The following is a 21,521-nucleotide window of genomic DNA, read 5'->3' as shown; positions in this document are numbered from 1 at the left end:
GCCCCTTCTGGGCCGCCTTTCTCTAATTTATCCATAGCTGAATGCTGTTGCCTTCTCACTAAACGTCCAGAGCTTATCCGCAGTGCCCTCATCCTGAACCCATGGTTTAGCTTTGACCTGTTTGCAGTTGCTAAAGTAGGCACCACTGATTCCGCCCACTGCGTCGCTCTCGCACAGATAAAGCGATGTTTCCGCCCCTTGATCCGGGCTGCGAAAAAAAGGCTTCAGTAGCGCGGGCAGCAGCTTTGAGAAAAGCCCTTCGTTTTGTGTGCCGAGGGAAGTGGATACCGCTCCGGGGTGAAGGCAATTCACGGTGATAGGCGTTTGCTGGAGGCGTTTCGCAAGACTCCGGGTGAAGAGAATATTGGCCCCCTTGGAGCGCCCGTATTCCCGGAAGGTTTTATAGCCATTGTCCGCCTGCATGTCGTCGAAACCCATGCCCTTTACAAAACGATGGGCATCCGAGGCGACATTGACGATACGGGCAGCGGGAGCCTCCAGAAGCCTTGGTAATAGCAGCCCGGTGAGCAGGAAGGGTGCCAGGTGGTTCACCGCGAGTGTTTCCTCGAAACCGTCGACGGTCACTTTCCGGTGAGTGTTAACCACGCCTGCATTGTTGAGCAATATATCGATAGGTTCATTCAGCGCCAGACATAGCTCGGCAGCCTTGCGCACACTTGAGAGGTCCGCCATGTCCATGAGGATCACCTCGGGTTTGCTGCCACCGCTAGTCACAATTTCCTCTGCCAGAACATCGCCTTTCTCCAGGTTGCGACACAGCAAAACAAGCTTTGCGCCCTGACCTGCCAGGTACAGCGCGGAACTTCGTCCAATCCCTGCGGTGGGACCAGTGATCACGATGCGACGCCCGGATATATCCATACTCTGCCAACCCTGAAGAAGTATAAGTGCTTGAATACTACCAGAGGACTCAGCCCGGCTGGCAAAACCCTCACAGCGTCAATCCTCCTGTTATAGTGGACTCGAGGCGACAGCGAAGGATACGTATTCTTAACCAATGCTAAAAACGAGGACAAGAATATTCTATGGCATTGGCGGCGGCGTCTATGCCGTCAAAGAAGCGGCGTACGCGATATTTATCTTGCTGTTCTACACACAGGTGCTGGGCCTGTCCGGATTTGCGACCGGCGCGATAATCGCTATCAGCCTGCTATGGGATGGAATATCCGACCCGCTGATAGGAAGTTGGTCAGATCGGCTTCGCAGTCGCTACGGCCGGCGACACCCATTCATGGTGTACAGCATCCTGCCTGTCGCCATCGGTTTCATAGGGCTATTTTCACCGCCGGCCTCAGTGGTTGAATCGTCGGGCCTTCTCGCCTTATGGCTACTGTTCTGGTCGCTATGGCTGCGAACCTTCACCACCACATTCTCTATTCCACACCTGGCTTTAAGTGCAGAGCTAAGCAGTGACTACCACGAACGTAGCCAGCTAATGGGCACGCGCCTCGGCTTTATGTTCATGACGACGCTTTTTCTGCCAGCAGCCGGCTTCGTCTTTATCTTCGGCGCGGACCCAAACATTGATGGCCGCTTCGTTGCGAGCAATTATCCCTGGTATGGCCTTATGTCGGCGGGTCTTGTGATCACACTGGGAACCCTCACGGTGATGGGCACACGCCGACACACCAGCCAGCCTGATACCGGAGGAGAACACTATGGGCTCCCCCGACTCCAGCACTTTATCGACGATGTAGTTCAGACCTTTCGCAACAAGACGTTTCGCACGATGATCGCTTACGATGTCGCCGCTTCAATCAGTTGGGGAAGCACATCGGCACTGAACATTCTTGTAGCAACCTATGTGTTCGAATTCAGCCCGGATGAAATGGCTATCACTCTGGCGGCACCCAGCCTGACGGCCGTACTGCTGGTTTGGGCACTGCTCAAACCCATCAGCGAGCGATGGGAAAAACCACAGATCATGCGCTACACCCTGTGGGGTGGTCTGCTCAACGGCTTGTGGTTAATCCCCCTCAAACTAGCGGGCGTGCTGCCTCCCAATGATACCCCTGCCATCCTGGCACTGAACGTTTTGAGTCTTACACTGTATATGTTTTTCTTCTTGCTGCGCGTCACCAGCGCTATGTCGATCGTGGCCGACATTACCGACCAGCATGAACTCGAACAGGGTGGCCGAAGAGAGGGAGGCTTCTTCTCAGTCATCAATTTCACAACCAAAATCTCCTCCCTCGTGGGCCCGCTGTACGGGGGTATCGTCCTCGATGTCATAGGCTTGAACCAACACGACTTGCCAGGTCAGGTAGCCGAGCCAGTTCTTGCGGGCCTGATGTACTCTGTACTACTGGTGTCAATTCCCACTCTTATGGCCGCTATCTACTACGCCAATAAAATCAGCTTCAGCATGCAACAAGTGAATGAGATCCAGGCTGACCTACGCGAACAAAAAGCCCCGCCGCCTACTGAGCCAGGCCAGAATCTTCACTGACATGCCTTTCGATTTCGGCTTGATTAGCTAACGCTGACCCGCGCGGCGGAAACTGCGCAAGAGTGGTCAAATGCTCCACTACGAGATTTTTAGCCGGGCCGAATGCCCACATCTTTTTGCCCATCCACTTCGTATACATACCAGACTCTTCCGCGGCTTTCTCATACGGATCTCTGCGCAGATTGAAGAGCAAGGGAGCGTTCAATTCTTCCTTTGCGCCTGCCCAGCCGTGATTCTGGACCACGAAGTGTGCCTTCCAATCGTTGTACCGAACTGCCTGAAGCGTGGCGCCGGCATAGTAGAACAATTCTTCCCTATTGCTGTCTGTCTCGCCCATCAGGAAGGACAACTGATTGTATCCGTCCAGATGAACCTTATAACCCTCATAGCCTTTCAGAAGCTCAGCGGGTAGGTCATCTGGGCCGCCGGCGGCCGCTACGAAGGTTGGCAGCCAGTCCATTCCGTCGAAAATACCGTTGTATACCTTGCCCGCTGGAAATTTACCGGGCCATCGAGCAATCGCAGGGACGCGGAATCCGCCCTCCCAGGTAGTGCCCTTTTCACCATGAAACGGAGTGGTTCCACCGTCAGGCCAGGTCATGGTCTCTGGCCCGTTATCTGAAGTGAAGACAACAATGGTGTTGTCCGCTACACCCAGCTTTTCGAGCTCAGCAAGCACCTTGCCTACATTGTCGTCCAGTTCCTTCATGATGATATCTTGCAGGCCTTTCCCATTGCCCAGTTGTTGCTCATATTCAGGCTTCAGATATGTCCAGACGTGAGCGCGCGCTGGCGCCATCCAGACAAAGAACGGCTTGCCATCATCAACTGCCCGATTAATAAAGCTAAGCGTGTGGGCAGTCACTTCATCATCGAGGCCTTTTTGACGTTCGGGGGGCGCTGGGCCATCGTCTTCGATGCGCTGTTTGCCGACGGGGCCCCATCGCTCATCTGTGATCCTCTGGTTACGTTCTGTCGCATAGGAGTGAATGATGTTTCGCGGGCCATACTGCTTGTTGAACTCCTCGTCCTGCGGCCAGTCGGGATCCACGGTGTACTCCATCGCATTCAGGTGATACAACCAGCCCCAGTACTCGTCAAATCCGCGATTCGTCGGCAACACCTGATTGAGATCACCAAGATGATTTTTGCCAAACTGCCCCGTAACGTAGCCCTGCTTCTTCAGCAGATTGGCAATAGTTGGGTCGTCCTCGTGCAGGCCCTTCTTTTCACCGGGCAGGCCCACAGTGTGCATGCCTGTTCTGACCGGCAATTGGCCGGTGATAAATGCAGAACGCCCCGCAGTGCACGACGGTTGAGCGTAGTAATCGGTGAGTCTCACCCCTTCTGAAGCAAGCTTGTCCAGATTCGGTGTCTCGATGCTCTTGATGCCCTGATGATAACTACCGAGACTCGCCCAGCCGACATCATCCGCCATGATCACCAGAATGTTCGGTTTATCCGCCGCATAAACGGTGCTACAGCACATCACGGTTGCGAGTGTCGCTCCCATTCTGCGTATGTGAGTTGTGAAAGTTTTCATTCAGTTACGTTCCTGTTCGACACTAGTCAATACTAAATAGCCCTCATGATACGCAACTGTGTATACAAGAGACCACTATCAATGACTACCCAATCACTACCCAAGCACTGCCCGAGTGGTCTGCAGCAGAGAGAACAACGTATTTCCCTTCTTTAACACGAGAACTTATTTATGCCAGAGGGGCCCGAAATTCGGCGCGCCGCCGACGAGATCGCCCAGGTACTGGAGGGCCGCGTCGTTGAGCGTGTCAGCTTTGCCCATCCGCCACTGCGGCACCATGGCAAGCGCTTTAAGGGGCGTCGGGTGGAGCACGTTGAAACGCGAGGCAAGGCCCTGCTGACTCATTTTGATCACGGTTGGACTATCTACAGTCACAACCAACTGTACGGTGTCTGGCACGTGGCAAAACGCGGCAGCCTGCCAGACACCAAGCGAAGTCTGCGCCTTCGCCTGACAACCGCGAGTCATGAGGCACTGCTATACAGTGCATCAGAAATCAGCGTGTGGAGGACCGACGAGCTGGACCAGCACCCCTTCCTGAGCCGACTCGGTCCAGACATTCTCAATGAGAACCTGGAATGGCGGACTATCACAGCTCTGTTAGAAGAGCCGCGTTTCGCAGGGAGACAGTTGGGGGCGCTCTACCTTGACCAGACTTTTCTTGCCGGGCTAGGCAACTATCTGCGCAGCGAGATCCTGTTCGCGGCCGGTCTGCACCCCTCAATGACACCCTCGGAGCTGACCCGGGGCCAGCTGGGACGCCTGGCCCGCAGTACCCTGGACCTCAGTCGGCGCAGCTATCTCACCGGCGGGATAACCAACCCGCCGGCCCGCGCGCGCAAGCTTGAAGCAGCCGACGCCAGTTTCGGGCAGCGGCGCTTCGCCGTCTTCGAGCGAGAGGGACTGGCATGCTACGAATGTGGCGTGCGAATTGAGCGCATCGATATCAGCACGCGCAGGCTTTATCTTTGCAAGCAATGCCAACAGGCTCCCAACGCCGGGGCCAGACAGAGGGGTCTATGAAAATCTCGTTAACGCAACTACAGCAACTCTCCACGCCAGTTGCAGCCATTGTCTATTCACTCGAACGCTCGATTTATCAGGTCTATATCCGGCTTCCGGACGGAGAGGCCCTGCTGACCGAAGATACGGGCAAGGCTTTCCAACGCCGCAACCTGCAGTCGGTCCGCGAAGCATTGCTCTCGCAGCCGGTATCGATGCTGCAATTACGTCAACATTCCGCCTACGATGAAATGATCGGCCAGCCAGTTCGGGAGCACGATAACCTGCTCCAGCTACCCCTCTCGCTGGAGCAGTACCCGTAGCCTGACACCTGGCGACCGGCAAGCGGTCCACATTGACAATGCGCGCCTGCACAGATTTCAATCCTCCACCGTTTTCTGTTAATCCTACCTTTAGCGCTAGCACAATCATCCCGCTTTCATTAGGATGCGCTCCCCGCTCCATGGCCAACAGCCGGGGGGGGTTCTTCTTTGCTAGCTGTCACTACATGGAATAAACAATGCGCATCATTCGCCTCGTTCTCGGCAAACTGATTCTGTTCCTCAACTGGGCGTTCACCCCGAAATCCATTGCCCGCGACCCGCTGGCTCAGGCGACCATCGATGAGCAGACAGGCAGCCTGACGCTGTATCAATACGAGGCCTGCCCCTTCTGTGTAAAGGTACGTCGCACAATGAAGCGCCAGGCACTGAACATTGAAACCCGGGACGTCAAGCGATCAGAGAAGGCCCGGGAAGAGCTGCTGGCCGGAGGCGGCAATTTGAAAGTGCCTTGCCTGCGGATCAAGGATAGCGAGCAAAAGTCCCGGTGGATGTATGAGTCCGGGGAAATTATCGATTACCTGGAAGGCAGATTTGCCGCGGGATGACACCACAATGCGCATTGTAGAAATTACGAGAGAACCTGTAGAGCTTTACAAGATCCTCAAATTCGAAGGGCTGGTTGTCACAGGTGGCGAAGCGAAGCTGCTCATTGGAGATGGCCAGGTGACCGTCAATGGTGAGACCGAGACGCGTCGGCGCAGAAAAATCGTCAACGGCGATGTTATCGATTTTCGCGGCGAAAAGCTTCAGGTACAGCTAGTCTAAGGCCGGCAGGCCACATCCCCCTCTGGCGTCCCCGGTCATGCACATGGCGTGTTCGGACATAGGCCACCCACCACACATTACGTAGTCTTGGATCTGTAAAAACGGCAAACTCTCACTAAACCAGCGAGGGTCCGGGAATGGATCGTTTAATAATCGTTTCAGCTTGGTATGGATCATACCGGCAGTCATTTGTTATTCCCTGAGCCCTGACGCAACCCAGAACGAGCGTACTAAGCATGAAGCACACATTTAACCTCCTGGCATTACTGCTGGGTATGAGCCTGCTGGCCGCCTGTGGCGGCGGTGGTGGTTCATCCAGCCGCCCCGCTGAGACACCTCCAGCGGCCGAACAACCCGAGGAAGAAGTAGACCCCAATCTGATTGTGATTGAAGCGGGTGACGACTTCCAAACCCGCCTGATGGAAGCCATGATTGAAGCCCAGCCCGGCCACATAATTGAGCTGCCTGAGGGCGAGTTCAGCTTCAACAGTGCGATCAGCCTGGACGTGGACAACGTCACTATTCGTGGCCAGGGCCACGAAAAGACCCTGCTCAACTTCGACGCGCAGACCAGCGGCGGCGAAAGCGTGTTGGTGACCAGCAACAATGTCACCCTGGAGGGCTTCGCAGTGATAGACGCCCCCTCCGACGGCATAAAGTTCAAGTTCAGCAACGGCGTGACCATGCGCGCCGTTCGTGTTGAATGGACCTGCGGTGCCTGCAGCGAAAACGGCGCCTACGGTATCTACCCGGTGCAAACCGAGAACGTATTGATTGAGGACAGCGTGGCCATCGGTGCGAGCGACGCGGGCATCTACGTCGGCCAGTCCGACAAGATCATTGTGCGCCGCAACCATGCCTCCCTGAACGTGGCCGGTATCGAGATCGAGAACTCCAGCAACTCGGAGGTCTACGACAACGAGGCGGTGGATAACACCGGCGGCATCCTGGTCTTCGACCTGCCCAACCTGTCTCGCGAAGGTACCCGCACCAAGGTCTACAACAACGTTATCAGCCACAACAACACCACCAATTTTGCCCCCGGCGGCAGCATCGTGGGTGTAGTACCCACAGGTAGCGGCATGCTGATCATGGCGTTCACCGACGTGGAGGTGTTTGGCAATACCATTGAAGACAACCAATCTGCGGCCATCGAAATTGTGCACTACGATATCAGCGGCCGTCCCACGGACGACCCCAACTACGACGGCACACCGCGCCGTGTCTACATTCACGACAACCAATACAGCAACAACGGCTATGAGCCTGCCGAGCTGGCAGCAGAAGTAGCGCCATTGTTTGCCGCCGCAGGTGGCATGCCGCAAATCTTCTACGATGGGATCGGCGAGCAGGGCGGACGCTTTGAAGACGCCGACCGAATTTGTATCCAGGAAGACGCTTCAGTGAGCCGCGGCATACTGTTCGGCGAGAATGGCCCCAGCCTGGACCAGTCCTATTTCGACTGTGCCCATGCCTCGCTGCCGGAAGTCGTACTGGATTCCCCAGAGGAAATTCTGGAGGGAGAAAAGCCGCTGACGGATGAGGAGATTGCCCAGATCTGCACACCCGAGGGAGATACACCCAACTTCGCTGCGGTGGAAGTGAGCTGCGACAGCCTGTCAGCCTACAATCTGTTTGCCGACCCCAGCGATCCACGCCAGGGCCCCAATACAGGCATCGGCTACGACATGATCACCCCGCTGTTCACCGACTATGCGGAAAAGTATCGATTCATTTTTATTCCTGAAGGTAAGCAAGCAGCCTACAGCTCCAAGGAGTCACTGGACTTCCCGGTGGGCACGATCATCGCCAAGACCTTTACCATGCCCTATGACTTCCTGAATGAGGCAGCGGGTGAAGAGATTATCGAAACCCGCTTGCTCATCCACCGGAAAGACGGCTGGAAGGCACTGCCGTTTATCTGGCGGGAAGACCTCAGCGATGCCGACCTCGCCCTGGCCGGCGGCACTCGCGAACTCAGCTGGATTCACAGCGACGGTAGCAATCGCAGCACCAACTACGTGATTCCCGACGCCAACAGCTGCAAAACCTGTCACAGCACCGTCAGGGCAGAAACCGGCAGCGGCGTGAATATGGAAAGTGTTCTCACACCCATTGGCCCCAAAGCCCGCTTCCTCAACAAGGACAACCAGTACAACGGCAAAACCGTCAATCAGTTGGCCTATATGGAGCAACAGGGTGTACTGGTGGGCCTGCCTGAAGATCTGGAGAGCATCGATACGGTGCCTGTCTGGGACGACACCGCTGAAGACCTGCAGAACCGCGCCAAAGGCTACCTGGACGCCAACTGCGCTCATTGCCACAGCCCAGGCGGCTTTGCCAGCAACTCGGCCCTGTTCCTGGAATACTGGCGTGAAGTGGACACCAGCTACGGCATCTGCAAGACGCCGGTGGCCGCAGGTGGCGGTTCGGGTGGCTTGAGGTTCGACGTGGTGCCCGGCGATGCCGATTCCTCCATCACCGTTTACCGCATGAACTCAAACGAGCCCGACGTGCGCATGCCGGAAATCGGCCGCAGCGTCATTCACGACGAAGGTGTAGGCCTGGTGCGGGAATGGATCAACAGCCTGCAAGGTAACTGCGAGTAACGCCTCACATTTGACGCAAAACGCCCCGCACAATATGTCTTGTGCGGGGCTCCTCTCCCAGGGTAATTCCAAACATCCGGAATAACATCCGCAGCGTATATCCAACATGCGCAAACTCTATTGGTTCCAGAACGATCTCCGCCTGCAGGACAATCCGGGGCTGCTAGCCCAGCAGGACGCCGAAGGCTTACTGCTCGTGTATCTGTGGCCGGTCAATCGCCCCTGGTGCAACACGACCGGTATGGGCAACCAGCGCGAGCGTTTTCTTCGTGAGAGCCTGCAAGCACTGCAGGCATCATTAGCTAGTCTGGGCCAGAATCTGTTGGTTCTTGAGGGGTCGCCGGAGTTGGTCATTCCGGACCTTGTGCGCGACTACCGCATCGATGCCGTCGGGACCAGCGCCACTCCCGGATACTACGAGCGCAAAACCCTGAACCTGTTGCGCTCCCGCCTTGATATACCGATGAATGTCTACGCGGGCAACACCCTGCTTACTCGCGACGAATTACCTTTCGCCCTCGGTGAGTTACCCGGGCAATTCACGCCTTTCAAAAAAACGGTAGAGCAGCTGGAGATAACGGCTCCGCGGCCCGTGCCCGACACCTTGCCACGCCCTCCCTCGGTTCGCTTTCACCGAGTGCCTGACGCGACCGCACAACCACATACTGCACTCGCTGTTCGAGGCGGCAGCCAGAATGGCAGGCGTCGCCTGCGCCAGTTTGTATTCGAGGAAAAGGCGATCCTGAACTACAAGCAAACACGGAACTGCCTCGATGGCCTCAGCGGATCCACCACCCTGTCACCCTGGCTCGCCAACGGCGCGCTGTCTGCCAGAGAGGTGGCCGCAGCGCTCGGGGAATTCGAAATCACGCACACCAGCAATGAATCCACGTACTGGTTGCTCTTTGAACTACTGTGGCGCGAGTTCTTCCACTGGCGAGCAGTACACGACGATGTAAGTCTGTTCGAATTGCGCCCCACTGGCGGTCAGAAAAAACTGCGCAACTGCACCTTCGAGCCACGCGGCTTCGCCCGCTGGTGCAGTGGGGATACCGACTATCCACTGGTCAACGCACTCATGCGCCAGCTGGTCGCCACAGGATGGATGAGCAATCGCGGCCGCCAGATAGCGGCCAGCTGCCTCATCAATGAACTGGGCATGGACTGGCGCCATGGCGCAGCGTTCTTTGAGAAGCATTTGCTGGACTACGACGTGGCCAGTAACTATGGCAATTGGCAGTACATTGCCGGTGTCGGTGCCGATCCGCGCGGCGGACGCCACTTCAACCTCGACAAGCAGGCCAGCGAGCACGACCCCGAGGGCATCTTCGTAGAGAAATGGGAAGGCAAGCAGCCCAGTCAGCCCGAGTTCGTTACCGACGCGGCGGACTGGCCGCTTCCCTAAAGATAGTCAACGCAGCCAGCAGCTAGATGGCTGCTTTGGCGTTCGACTAACCAAGCGGATCTATCGGACAAATTTGGCCTACAGCTTGCTCAATCACTGCCGCCGCCTCCAGGCACAAATCTTCACGCCACAGGTCCGAATATATCTGCACCCCTGTGGGCAGGCCGTCAACAACGCCCATTGGCAGCGCCACTGCAGGAATGCCGAGTAGATTCCCCGGCGTGATGAATTTCAGTTGATTGAACGTGGTATTGGCGTCGTCGCCCAGGTTTAGGTCGGCATCGTGCAGAAATGGAAGATCAGTCCACGTAGGGCCAATCACTAGCGGGTAGCTCTGGAAAAAGTCGGACCAGAGACGCATCAACCTTGCGCGATCAGTATGCAAAACCAATGAGGGCATGTCCGCGACATCAAAGGTCGTGACCAATTCATCCAGCAGCGCCACCGTGGGCTCGCTCATCAGTGGGCTTATAAAGGGCAGGGTCTGGACAATATCCGCGGCCAATAAATGCCCCCACAGTTCATTGACGCGCTCAAGCTCCGGCGGCGCGGTTTCTTCAACCAACCAGCCCTTGGCCGCCAGCTCTGCACCTGCTCGCCGGATAGCCGAGACCGCACCGTCGGGCAACGCCAAACCAGGTATCGAGGTCACTAGAGCAGCTCGTTTGCACGCGGGTTCTGGCCCCTGCATTGGAGCGTCTACAGAGAAGGGATCCCTGTGATCACGACCTGAGAGAATACTGAAAGCCAGCCGTAAGTCTTCGACGTGCCGCGCCATGGGCCCGTCTACGCACATTAATTGGGCAGCGAGATAAAAATCTTCCGGCGGCAATGACGATGCGTGAGGAATCCTGCCCGTCGTAGGTTTCAGCGACGTAATGCCGCAACAGTAAGCGGGGTTTCGCAAGGAGCCCCCAATGTCATTGCCCAGCCCAATGGGGCTCATTCCCGTTGCCAGGGCGGCGCCCTCCCCGCCGCTGGAACCCCCGGCTGTTCGAGTAGGGTCCCAGGGATTCAGCGTTCTGCCGCGCAAGGGGTTGTCAGTCGTAATCCTGAGACCCAGCTCCGGCATATTCGTGCGTGCCAGAGGGATAGCGCCCGCCGCCTTCATCCTGCTCACCACAGGTGCATCAGCACTGGGCACTGCCTCGGCCATCGCGGGCAATCCCTGGGTTGTTGCTGATCCTACGCAATCCAGGTTTTCCTTGATCGAAAATGGCACTCCGTGCAGAGGTGCCGTGGAGGCTTTGCCGTCGGCTTCATCAGCCGCACTGAGTGCGCTATCGGCGAGGACCACAGTCACCGCGTTGACTGCCGGATTCACTGTTTCGATGCGCTCGAGGTGACTCTCGACCACCTCCCGACTGGACACGTGTTTGGTCTTTATCATTTGCGCCAGCGCGCATGCAGACTGTCGCCAAAGTTCATTAGCCATGAAAGATATCACCTGCTCGTTTTTGCGATTCTAGATTCAATCATAGCTGGAGCCGCCAGAACAGCCGCCCCAACTCAATAATCAAAGGCTTCAACAAGCATTGACAGTAGCACGCTTTTTGAGCATATTTTTAGTCGCGCTGGAGGTTCTATCTTCATATATAGGAAACGTCGATTTTTGACGTTTCCTTATCGACCAGCGGCGCGACCAGACAAGTACATATAATTTTAATAAAGCTTAGAGGCACCGATATGTCCGCATCTTGCAGGATAAAAAAACTAGTCTTAGCTACTGCTATTGCCAGCACCGCTGGCATCGCCCAGGCTCAGCAACTCGAAGAGATCATCGTAACCGCACAGAAACGCGCTGAGAGCCTTCAAGACGTACCTATTTCAGTCACCGCCATGCAAGGCGAAAAGCTGCAGGATGCCGGCATTCCCAATATGGCCGCCCTGGCGGACTACGTTCCAAATCTGCACATTGCAAGCGCTTCGGTGAACACCAATATCTACATGCGAGGCATTGGCTCGGGTAACAACCAGGCATTTGAACAATCGGTGGGTATGTATATTGATGGTATCTACATGGGTCGAGGCAGGCAGTATCGTGCTGGTTTCCTTGACGTAGAACGAGTGGAAGTACTGCGTGGCCCACAGGGCACCCTGTTCGGAAAAAACACGGTTGCCGGCGCCGTCAACATCACCTCACGCTCGGCGTCACCTGAAGATGAGTTCAACGGTGAAATATCGGCCGCTCTCGAGTCCAATGATGGCCAGATTTATGAAGGCTTTATCAGTGGCGCGCTAACAGATACATTTGCTGCACGTCTTGCCTTCAAATATCGCGAGACCGATGGCTACGTAGAGAATAACTTCCTCGACGACGATGAAGGCCAGATAGAAGAAGCATCCTATCGGGTGAGCCTCACCTGGTTGCCAACAGACAATCTCGACATTGGTTTCAAGTACACCAATACCGACTTCGAGCGCACTGGCGCGCCCTCTGCTACACAGCTTTATCTCGACCCTGAGAGCCGCGCAGAACTGTTCCCTAATCTGGGCCAGTTCGGTGTTCTGGGTTATTTGCTGACAGATGTTTTCTATCCCGAAATGGCAGAAGAAGCCAAAAAGGACTACGCCACCTACAAGGATAATGGCTATGGCCAGAGTCAGGCCGATGGCATAGGTATCGGTATCAACCCGGACTCCAATGACGAGGAATTCAATACCTACGCCCTGAATATTGATTACGACATGGGCAACCTTACCCTGACCTCCGTTACCGGCTACACAGATTACCAATACATAGACGGCGTAGATGTCGACTGGCTGCCGCTGCAGTTTATCCACAGAGACGACGATCAGGAATTCGATCAGTTCAGCCAGGAGCTTCGCATCACTTCACCCGGCGGTGAGTTCTTCGACTACGTAGCCGGCGCCTACTACGAGCAAAGCGAACTGGAGTTTGACCGCAGAGTTGCCATCGATGCCAATATGGACGGGCTGGTACCAGAACTCCTGGGCATCCCCAGTGCGCTACTGATAGCAACCGCCGGCGCTTACGGTGCTGAGCAGATCGGAAGAAATCACTATTACAATCTGGATTCAGAATCCTGGGCGATGTTTGGCCAAGGCACCTTCAACCTGTCCGATACGCTGCGCCTGACCGTCGGTCTGCGTTACACGGAAGAAGAAAAAGAAGTTGTTAGTCAGCAAACTTTGAGCGACTCCATTACAGGTATGGATGTCGCGAGCGACAACTACTTCCTGGCCGCGATTCAAGCTGGGGAGTTCAACACCTACGCCTATAACTTCAAAGACGACCGTAAAACTGACAGCTGGATTCCGTCGGTTAACTTACAGTGGGACGTAACAGACGACAGCATGCTATACGCAAGCTTTTCACAGGGCTTCAAGAGTGGCGGCTTCACTTCAGCTGATGACGGTGAGCCGGGCGGCGTACCCCAGGGCACGCTTCCCTGCGCTCCCAATCCTGACGGCACGATCACGATTGAAGACTGCTACGACGCAACAATACCCAACGATGACTTCGAGTTTGACGATGAAACCGTGGACGCGCTGGAAATCGGTGGTAAGCACACCCTGCTCGACGGCGGTATGACCTTGAACTGGGCAGCGTTCTATACAGTATACGACGATCTGCAAACCTCCATCTTCAAGGGCGTTGGTTTCCAGGTAAAGAATGCCGCCAGCTCCGAGGTATACGGCATCGAGATCGATGCGCTGTGGCAGGCCACGGATAACCTACGGCTCGGAGGCAACTTCGCCTGGCTGGATGCCACCTACGACGATTTCAAAGATGCACCCTGTACCGCTATCCAATTGGATGTGGATGAGTTTTGTGGCTCAGCAGACGGCGTGACCAACAATGATCTCTCTGGCGCTCCCACGACCTATGCCTCGGATTACAGTGCGGCGTTGTTCGCCGATTATATCTACACGATGAACCAGGATATGGAGCTGTTCGTTGGCGCTGATGTCAATTATCGCGATGACTTCAACTCCGCGGGCGACAATGATCCGCTTGATGTGATTGACGCCTACACCAAGGTCAACATGCGGTTCGGCGTACGCGGCGAAAAATGGGAAATCATGTTCTACGGGCGGAACGTCTTTGATGAGGCGAACCTGGCACAGGGCTTTGATACTCCCACTCTCTCTGGCTCTCACACCTACTTCATGGAAGAGGGTGAGATCTGGGGTGGCCGCTTGAAGTACGCTTTCTAACAGCGTTGCCTGGGTTAAGAACCGCGCCTTTTGGTGCGGTTTTTTTTGCTCCCGGAAAAGTATATCGGATGGTGGGCAAGACCTGTACGGGGTAAGTTTTCACGCGAGGAACGCTAGACCCAACGATTCAATTTCTGCTACCGTTTAATTGTTCGTTTTCCCATAACTAAATAATCAAGGGTAAACCATATGTATCGCATGCCGTTCGATCGAAAAATTTTGGCCGCCGCTCTGGTGGGAACGTTCGCCACCAGCAATGCTCTCGCCCAGTCCGTGGGCGCACTCGAAGAAGTGATCGTCACCGCAGAAAAGCGCGCGACTACCGTCCAGGACACGCCTATTGCTGTCAGTGCCTTTAGTGGCGACGAACTGGACAGGGCCTTGATCAGCAAGCCTCTGGACCTGCAGTTCAATGTGCCCAACATGCTGATGAGTAAGGACAATTTCACCACCGCAGCTATATCTATTCGTGGCATTGGTAACCTCGCCATCGGATCTGCTTCAGATAGTGGTACCGGCGTGCACTTCAACGGCGTCTATCTCAACGGCGGAAGAATTTTCGAAACCGAGTTTTATGACGCCGAACGTGTAGAGGTGCTCCGCGGGCCCCAGGGCACGCTATACGGCCGCAATACGACAGCGGGTGTGGTCAACATGATCACCAACAAACCCACCGATGAGCTTGAGGGAAACATTAACGTTGAACTGGGTAACTACAGCCATGCCAAGATCAAGGGCGCGCTGAACCTGCCGCTCGGCGACCAGTGGGGGCAGCGTTTCGCGATGTTCTACAGTGAGCGCGATGGCTATGTCGATAACGAATTCAATGGCGATGACGTGGATGGGCGCGACATGTGGTCGCTACGTTCGTCCACTCGCTGGGCTGGTGAGAATGCCGACGCCACCCTGGTGATCAATTACTTCGAAGAAGACTCCACACGCATGCGCGGCAGCAACCAGCGCTGCCTGAAAGACGAAGAGGCAATTCTCGGTTGCCTGCCGACGGGGCTTGCGGACCAAAACACCAATAGCGGCGCCACGGTTACCGGCTTTCTGACCCAGGTGGCTGGTAGCTTCCTCGGCTTACAATTCCCAGCCGATGATTTCGCCAACTCTCCCAAGAATGCGGATCCGCGCGAGCAGTATCTGGACTTCACGCCTCAGTATGAGGTTGAAGACCTCATGATATCCCTCGAATCCAATATTGATTTCGCCGACTATACGTTGACCGGTATTCTGGGCTATCACACTTCTGATTTTAACGCGCGCAACGACTATGACTTTACCGTTGCATCGGAACAGTGGCCGGTAGAAGTAGATGTGGATCGCGGGCCAGACGGTGTTATCACCGTCGACAGGGCCTATTCTTCAGACCGTTCCACTACCGAACCTGAACAATACAGCGCCGAACTGCGCCTGGCTTCTGATTTCGGTGGCGACTGGAACTTCATGCTCGGGGGCTTCTACCTGGACTACCAGTCAGACGTCCACTATTACGTCTATTCAGCGGCACTCTCACTCTTCGGGCAGACCACAGGTATTCCGCCTGAGCAACAGCTGTTTGACAATGACACCACCGATTACCACCTGGAAACCTGGGCTGCTTTTGGTGAGGTGTACTGGCAGGCTACCGACGACATTCTGGTCACGGCCGGCTTGCGCTACAGCGCAGAAGAAAAGAGCTCCAAGCAGCGCACGATTTATCTCGGTTTCCTGTCTGATCCTACTGCACCCGACGGTGGCTACGACGACTTCAGCGGTGACTGGGAAGAGCCCACAGGAAAGTTCAACGTCACCTGGGATGTGGCCGACGACATCATGACTTATGTCACCCTCTCACGCAGCTACAAGTCGGGTGGCTTCAACCCGATTGCTGCCGACTCTCCTGTGCTCGAGGCGGACCCATCGCTCGCAGAATTTGATCCTGAGTACATCAATTCGTTTGAAATGGGCCTGAAGTCGCGCTTTTTCGACCAGACACTGCAAGCCAACCTGACCTACTTCTACTACGACTACGAAGGTCTGCAGATTTCCACCATCACCAACCAGACCTCTCTTAACCTGAACTATGATGCGGCAATTCAGGGCATCGAAAGTGAGTTTGTTTGGGTGCCAACCGATAACCTGCGTTTCACCGCGAATGTCGCCTGGCTGGATTCTGAGATGGATGGAGGTTCCAGCCTGGACACCGCGGATATCAATACGCTCGGTACCACCGAGAATATTGTTTCCAGCCCCAACAGCAATCTCTACATTGGCGCCGGATGCCCCGAAGGTGTATTCCCCTGTGCTGGCCTGGATAAGAGCCTCGATGGCAACGAGTTGCCCAACGCACCCAACTTTTCGGTCAACCTGGGAGCATCCTATGCCTTCTACCTGGAAAACGGCATGGAGTTAGTCGCGGGCACCAGCTACTACTGGCAGGACGAGTTCTATACCCGCATTTTCAACACCGGTAACGATACCGTTGAAGAGTGGGATGTATGGAATGCGACACTGACCCTGTACAGCGCAGATCGCACCTGGTTCGTCGAAGCCTGGGGTCGTAACCTCAATGACGACGACCACGTAACAGGCCAGTACCTGGGTGATCAGAACGTCGGCCTCGCGACCAATCAGTTCCTGTTGGAGCCACGCACCTATGGCGTGACCCTGGCATACAATTTCTAGTCCCGTCGTAAAAAGCCCGGATCTCATATGAGATCCGGGCCTTACTCGCTTAGCTTGAGATGACGTGCTCAGAACATATAGGTGAAATCAACACCGTAAGATCGTAGCCCCGACTGGTGATTAAAACTGCCACCGAACTCTGGCGCTGGAATTACCTCCTGCAGATACTCTTCATCAGTGATGTTGCGTCCCCAGGCTGTCACAGTCCAGTTTTCAGCTTCAAGCCCTACTCGCAGATTCAGCGTGTCGTAAGCATCACGAGAAGACTTGCTGAAGTCCTGCGAGAATGCACCGGGCGCCGCGAAAAGGAAGTTCCAGATCGTCGGTGTTGGCTCGCCCTGCAGTGTGTGGAACCAGGTCTCGCCAACGTATTGCCAGTCCAGCCTAGTCACCAGATCGATACTGCCCAGCGGCATCACCCACTCTGCACCAAGATTACCGGTTGTGTCCGGGGCCTGCGGCACGTCATTGCCTTCTGAAAGGGGGCGATTCTTGTTCTCTTCGATTTCAGAGTCAAGCAAACCGATACCACCATAGAAAGTCAGCCCTTCGGTGGCGAGCCATTGAAAATCAGCCTCGAATCCTTGCACATACATTTCGTCGATGGTCGTCACCGAACGCAACAGGCCGAAAGGCCCAGCGAAGAACTCGAAGAACTGATTGTCTTCCACCTCATTGCGGAAGATCGCGGCATTCAAGCGAAGGCGATTCTCGAACAGTTCTGACTTGAAACCGATCTCGTAAGTCGTCGACACTTCTTTATCGTAATCGTCGGTTACGGTGATTTGCGCGTCGACAAATTCGCCCGGCCCCCCAAAGCCTGAGTTGAACCAGAAGTTAAGCAAATCTTCGGTCCCCACGGAGTTGAATCCGCCACTGCGGAAGCCGATGCCATAACTGGCATACAGGTTGATGTTGTCCGTTGTTGCCCAGTTGAGCGTCACCTTGGGCTGGAATTGGCTGAAGCTATCGTCTCGGTCAGGGATACCATCTGGATTGTTCACAAACGCCGGATTAATAGGAACCGGGTTGCCCGAGAATCCGGGGTCGTTCAGGTTGCCGTTTAGCCCGGAGTTGTTGACGTTGGGTACCTTGTTGCTGACCTCGCGGTCCTCGTAGTCATAGCGACCGGCAATGGCAAGTTCCAGAGTTTCCGTCAGGTCGAATTCAAGCTGGCCATAGACAGCATAAACCGTGGTGTCGAAGTCATCCCAGAACAACAAATCTGTTGGATTAGGACCGTCAGCTGGCACATAAGGCGCACGCTCAAAACCCTGCCCCTGATCTGCGCCGTAGGCAACCACCACTTCCCTTTCGATCTCTGCCATGTAGACCCCGGCGATCCAGCGCAAGTTGTCGGTACCGGACGACACCAGGCGGGCATCGATACTCAGATCCTCCTGGTTCCGCTCCTGATACTGGTAGCCGTCGCAACTGGTGGCCGTATAGGGGCCGTAGACACCGGCAAAATCTCCATCGGGGCCGGGAGGCAGTACCGCGTATGGATTAAAAAACGGGCCAAAGAGGTCCGGCCGGGTAAAACTATTAAGTGTCTCCCGATCAGACTGACAAGCGGGCGTAAATTCGTATCCATAGAACGTCGCGCTGGTGCCATCCGAAAGCAGGTACTCTTCCAGGTCGTTATAGGCGACATACGTCACGAGATCAGCAAACCCCAGGTCCCAATCCAGCTTGACGGAAAGGTCCATGGTCTCTTGTTCGTTCTCACCCGGCGTGTTGAAGGTGTAACGGAAATCCAGATCGTTGACATCCTGGAAGTAACCCGGCGCCTGGAAATTTTCAGCAAAGGCGGGGAGCGCAAATGCTGCGTTGAAGTTGATGGCTCCGGCTTCAACCTCAGTATAGCCACCGCGGAAGTCCAGGCTAATGTCCTCGTTGACGTTCCAGATGACTCGCCCGCGAATGCTGGTATCCTCAATGAAGTCAACCACATCGTCCCTGCCGGTGTAGATGTTGTCGAAGTGACCGTCAGTTTCCCGCGTCGATACGGCAAGGCGACCCAACACTGTGTCTCCAACGATAGGCCCACTGACCATGGCGTTTAGTTTGTAGCTGTCGTTGTTCCCAGCGCCACCACCAATCTTGGCCTCAAATTCATCCGTTGGCATCTTGGTCGTCACCAGAATGGCACCGGCAACGGCGTTCCGACCATACAGCGCGCCTTGCGGACCTTTCAGCACTTCGATCTGTTGCACATCAAACAGCTCTTCATTAAAGCTATTCGGATTGGTACTCAATACCCCGTCAACAACGTAAGCGAAGGTTGACTCGGCGTCACGGGTCGAAACAACACCGCGGATGCTGACCTGGGTGTCCCCCACGTTTGCAGTGTCCACCAGAGTCACGTTGGGAATCAACGCGATGTAATCAGAGGCGCGTTCCACGCCCGCACGATTTATCGTCGTTTCGCTAATGGCGCTGATGGCAATTGGCACATCCTGAAGATTCTCAGTGCGTTTTCGTGCCGTCACCACCACCTCTTCGATGGTCATCGACTCCGATTGCGCCCAGACCGCCGGCCCTGCTGTTAACCCGGCTATGATGCCAGCCAGCCCTACCACTAATGGTTTTCTTCTGGAATTCATGGTGTTTCTCCTGCTGTGCAGTTGGATTAGTTACCACTTGAAACCTGAATTTTTGTACTGTTGAAGCTGGGGGATACCGGAGCAGGGAGATGCGTCTCCTCGAGACAGCGTGACTTTAGCTCCTCGATAGTGCCGCCCCGATTAAACAAGACAGTTTCCCCACGCTCTTGTTTGAGTTTGGCTCGCAGCGCCTCAGTGGCCGGTTCATCTATCTGACCCGAATGGTCCAACACAACGCCGTAGCGCAGTGCGCCATCGGTCGTAACCAGTCGACGCTCCACGTCAATTTTTACCAGCTCAGGATCGCGCAGGTAGGGATCACCCCAGCCACCCCCGCCCCAGGTATTGAAATACAACAGGTCGCCCTGCTTGACTTTAATTCCCTCGACTTTCGCAGGTAGCCATTCTTCGCTACCGTCTGTCCTGACGAGACGCTTGGTCGAGCGCTGTCCAGTTTCGCCCCCGAGGACACCCCAGGGATGTATCAGCCAGCGCTCGTCGTGGATACCAATTTCACCGTCGGCAAGGAATCGATACGCAACACTCAGACCATTGCCTCCACGGTGCAGGCCCGCACCGCCTGAGTCCGGAATGGTGGCGTATTGTTCGATTCGCAAAGGGAAGTAGGATTCGATGAATTCATTGGGGACATTAGTGAACCCTGGCCACAGGGAGTGGCCGTCGGGCCCGTCGCCCACGGGCCTGCCAGGGATACCGCCAAAGCCTATCTGGAACAACTGGAACCATTCGCCCTGGCTATCATAGCCAGAGTAGAACAAGTGTGGCGAATCCGAGAACCCTGCCGCATTGAGCATTTGCTCGGGTGCGCCCATGCCGAGTAGCGCTCCCAACAAATCAAATATTCTGCCAAGTGCATGGGTGCGACCGGATAGTGCGGCAGGAAAATTTGGCTTGAGCAGTGTGCCCTGGGGTATGCGCACGTCCACCAGGTCGTAGAAGCCATCGTTGAATACGATCTGGGGATCGACAACATTGATCGTGAACGACCCGAAGAACATCTTGAACATATCTTCATTAAGGAAGAAATTCACCGAGCTCTGTGCCTGGGGATCGGTGCCTTCAAAATCAAAAATAGCGGTTGAACCCTCGCGCCACATCTTGCAGCGAATTCGATAGGGCCCCATACCCATCCCGTCGTCACACAGGTAGTCCTCAAACTCCCTGGGTTCTTCAGGGATTATCATTTCGATAATGTGTTTCATTGCCACCTGATTACGCTGCAGCATGATATTCATCGTGGATACGAGAACATCGTCACCAAATCGCTCAGCCAATTCGACGCAACGCTTTGCGGCGGTATTACATGCGGCAACCAGCGCATTAAGATCAAAGCGATTCCACTGCGGCGTGCGCACGTTGTGCAGGATGAGCTCCAAAAGATCCTTCTGCAGTACGCCCTTTTTATACAGCTTGGTAGGAGGAATACGGATTCCCTCCTGATAGATAGACGTCGCCTGGATGGGAATTGACCCAGGCACCATTCCACCGTTATCAGACATATGACCGAACATCGCCGACCAGGCAATGTGTCTTCCGTCTTTGAACACCGGGACTAGTACCACCCAATCGGGCAGATGGGATACGGCCGCGTTACACATGTAGGGATCATTCGTGAGGATGATATCTCCTTCCTCGATTTCCTCGTCATACGCTTCGAGAAAAGGGCCAATGAAGGAACCAAATTGACCAACAACCATTTTCCCATCCGGGTTGGCGATCATTGGGAAACAATCTCCCTGTTCACGGATGCCCGGGGACATCGCGGTCCTGAACAACACCGCGTCCATTTCTTCCCGCGCGTTGCGCAGCGCATTCTCAATAATATCGACGGTGACGCCGTCTACATCGACTGTGTCGAGCGGGGTGTTGTTGCTTTCAATTATTTTGGCAGTCATATCGTCCGC

At 55.2% G+C, this 21,521-nt stretch carries 14 protein-coding genes; 9 read left to right on the top strand and 5 right to left on the bottom strand.

All coding sequences use genetic code 11. The features are described 5' to 3' along the window. Positions 1-27: 27 nt before the first annotated feature. A complete protein-coding gene (locus EY643_RS01290; protein ID WP_240732791.1) occupies positions 28-858 on the bottom strand; it encodes an SDR family oxidoreductase in 831 nt (276 codons plus the stop codon). 160 nt (positions 859-1,018) lie between these two features. Between EY643_RS01290 and EY643_RS01285 the strand changes: the two genes are divergently transcribed. Then, entirely contained in the window at positions 1,019-2,470 is a 1,452-nt protein-coding gene (locus tag EY643_RS01285; RefSeq protein WP_152660503.1) for an MFS transporter, read from the top strand. Here the strand turns inward: EY643_RS01285 and EY643_RS01280 are convergent. Beyond that, positions 2,442-4,013 carry an arylsulfatase gene (locus EY643_RS01280; RefSeq protein ID WP_205743120.1) on the bottom strand — a complete coding sequence of 524 codons (1,572 nt, stop codon included), beginning with the start codon at positions 4,011-4,013 and terminating at the stop codon, positions 2,442-2,444. The two genes, EY643_RS01285 and EY643_RS01280, sit on opposite strands and share 29 nt — an antisense overlap. A 171-nt stretch (positions 4,014-4,184) precedes the next feature. On the opposite strand from EY643_RS01280, the gene nei reads away from it, so the two are divergent. The 6 genes from nei (at position 4,185) to EY643_RS01250 (ending at position 10,138) form a co-directional block, all read left to right on the top strand. Further along, entirely contained in the window at positions 4,185-5,036 is an 852-nt protein-coding gene (nei, locus tag EY643_RS01275; RefSeq protein ID WP_152660502.1) for an endonuclease VIII, read from the top strand. Next, positions 5,033-5,338 carry a DUF6482 family protein gene (locus EY643_RS01270; RefSeq protein WP_152660501.1) on the top strand — a complete coding sequence of 102 codons (306 nt, stop codon included), beginning with the start codon at positions 5,033-5,035 and terminating at the stop codon, positions 5,336-5,338. The genes nei and EY643_RS01270 overlap by 4 nt, the downstream gene beginning before the upstream one ends. 197 nt (positions 5,339-5,535) lie before the next feature. Continuing rightward, on the top strand, positions 5,536-5,904 hold the full coding sequence (locus EY643_RS01265) for a glutaredoxin family protein (RefSeq protein ID WP_152660500.1): 369 nt from the start codon (positions 5,536-5,538) through the stop codon (positions 5,902-5,904). Positions 5,905-5,911: 7 nt separating this feature from the next. Then, positions 5,912-6,124, top strand: a complete 213-nt coding sequence (locus EY643_RS01260; RefSeq protein WP_152660499.1) for an RNA-binding S4 domain-containing protein — start codon at positions 5,912-5,914, stop codon at positions 6,122-6,124. Between the two features lie 236 nt (positions 6,125-6,360). Continuing rightward, positions 6,361-8,733, top strand: coding sequence for an SO2930 family diheme c-type cytochrome (locus EY643_RS01255; RefSeq protein WP_152660498.1), 2,373 nt, complete (start codon positions 6,361-6,363; stop codon positions 8,731-8,733). 106 nt (positions 8,734-8,839) lie between these two features. Continuing rightward, entirely contained in the window at positions 8,840-10,138 is a 1,299-nt protein-coding gene (locus EY643_RS01250) for a DASH family cryptochrome (protein ID WP_152660497.1), read from the top strand. Between the two features lie 46 nt (positions 10,139-10,184). On the opposite strand, the gene EY643_RS01245 is transcribed toward EY643_RS01250, so the two are convergent. Further along, positions 10,185-11,573: an amidase gene (locus tag EY643_RS01245; RefSeq protein WP_152660496.1), complete on the bottom strand. Its 1,389-nt coding sequence runs from the start codon at positions 11,571-11,573 to the stop codon at positions 10,185-10,187. Between the two features lie 251 nt (positions 11,574-11,824). Between EY643_RS01245 and EY643_RS01240 the strand changes: the two genes are divergently transcribed. Both EY643_RS01240 and EY643_RS01235 read left to right on the top strand, forming a co-directional pair. Continuing rightward, positions 11,825-14,320: a TonB-dependent receptor gene (locus EY643_RS01240; RefSeq protein WP_152660495.1), complete on the top strand. Its 2,496-nt coding sequence runs from the start codon at positions 11,825-11,827 to the stop codon at positions 14,318-14,320. Positions 14,321-14,509: 189 nt separating this feature from the next. Continuing rightward, positions 14,510-16,990: a TonB-dependent receptor gene (locus tag EY643_RS01235; protein WP_152660494.1), complete on the top strand. Its 2,481-nt coding sequence runs from the start codon at positions 14,510-14,512 to the stop codon at positions 16,988-16,990. 68 nt (positions 16,991-17,058) lie between these two features. Here the strand turns inward: EY643_RS01235 and EY643_RS01230 are convergent, their stop codons facing one another. After that, positions 17,059-19,596: a TonB-dependent receptor gene (locus tag EY643_RS01230; RefSeq protein WP_152660493.1), complete on the bottom strand. Its 2,538-nt coding sequence runs from the start codon at positions 19,594-19,596 to the stop codon at positions 17,059-17,061. Positions 19,597-19,622: 26 nt separating this feature from the next. Beyond that, complete coding sequence (locus EY643_RS01225; protein ID WP_152660492.1) at positions 19,623-21,512, bottom strand: hydantoinase B/oxoprolinase family protein; 1,890 nt, start codon at positions 21,510-21,512, stop codon at positions 19,623-19,625. Positions 21,513-21,521 lie beyond the last annotated feature (9 nt).

Origin of the sequence: Halioglobus maricola, assembly GCF_009388985.1 — a bacterium.
In the GTDB taxonomy this organism is placed as follows: Bacteria; Pseudomonadota; Gammaproteobacteria; order Pseudomonadales; family Halieaceae; genus Halioglobus; species Halioglobus maricola.
Note: the sequence above shows the minus strand (reverse complement) of the source record. Positions and strands in the feature narration are given on the sequence as shown.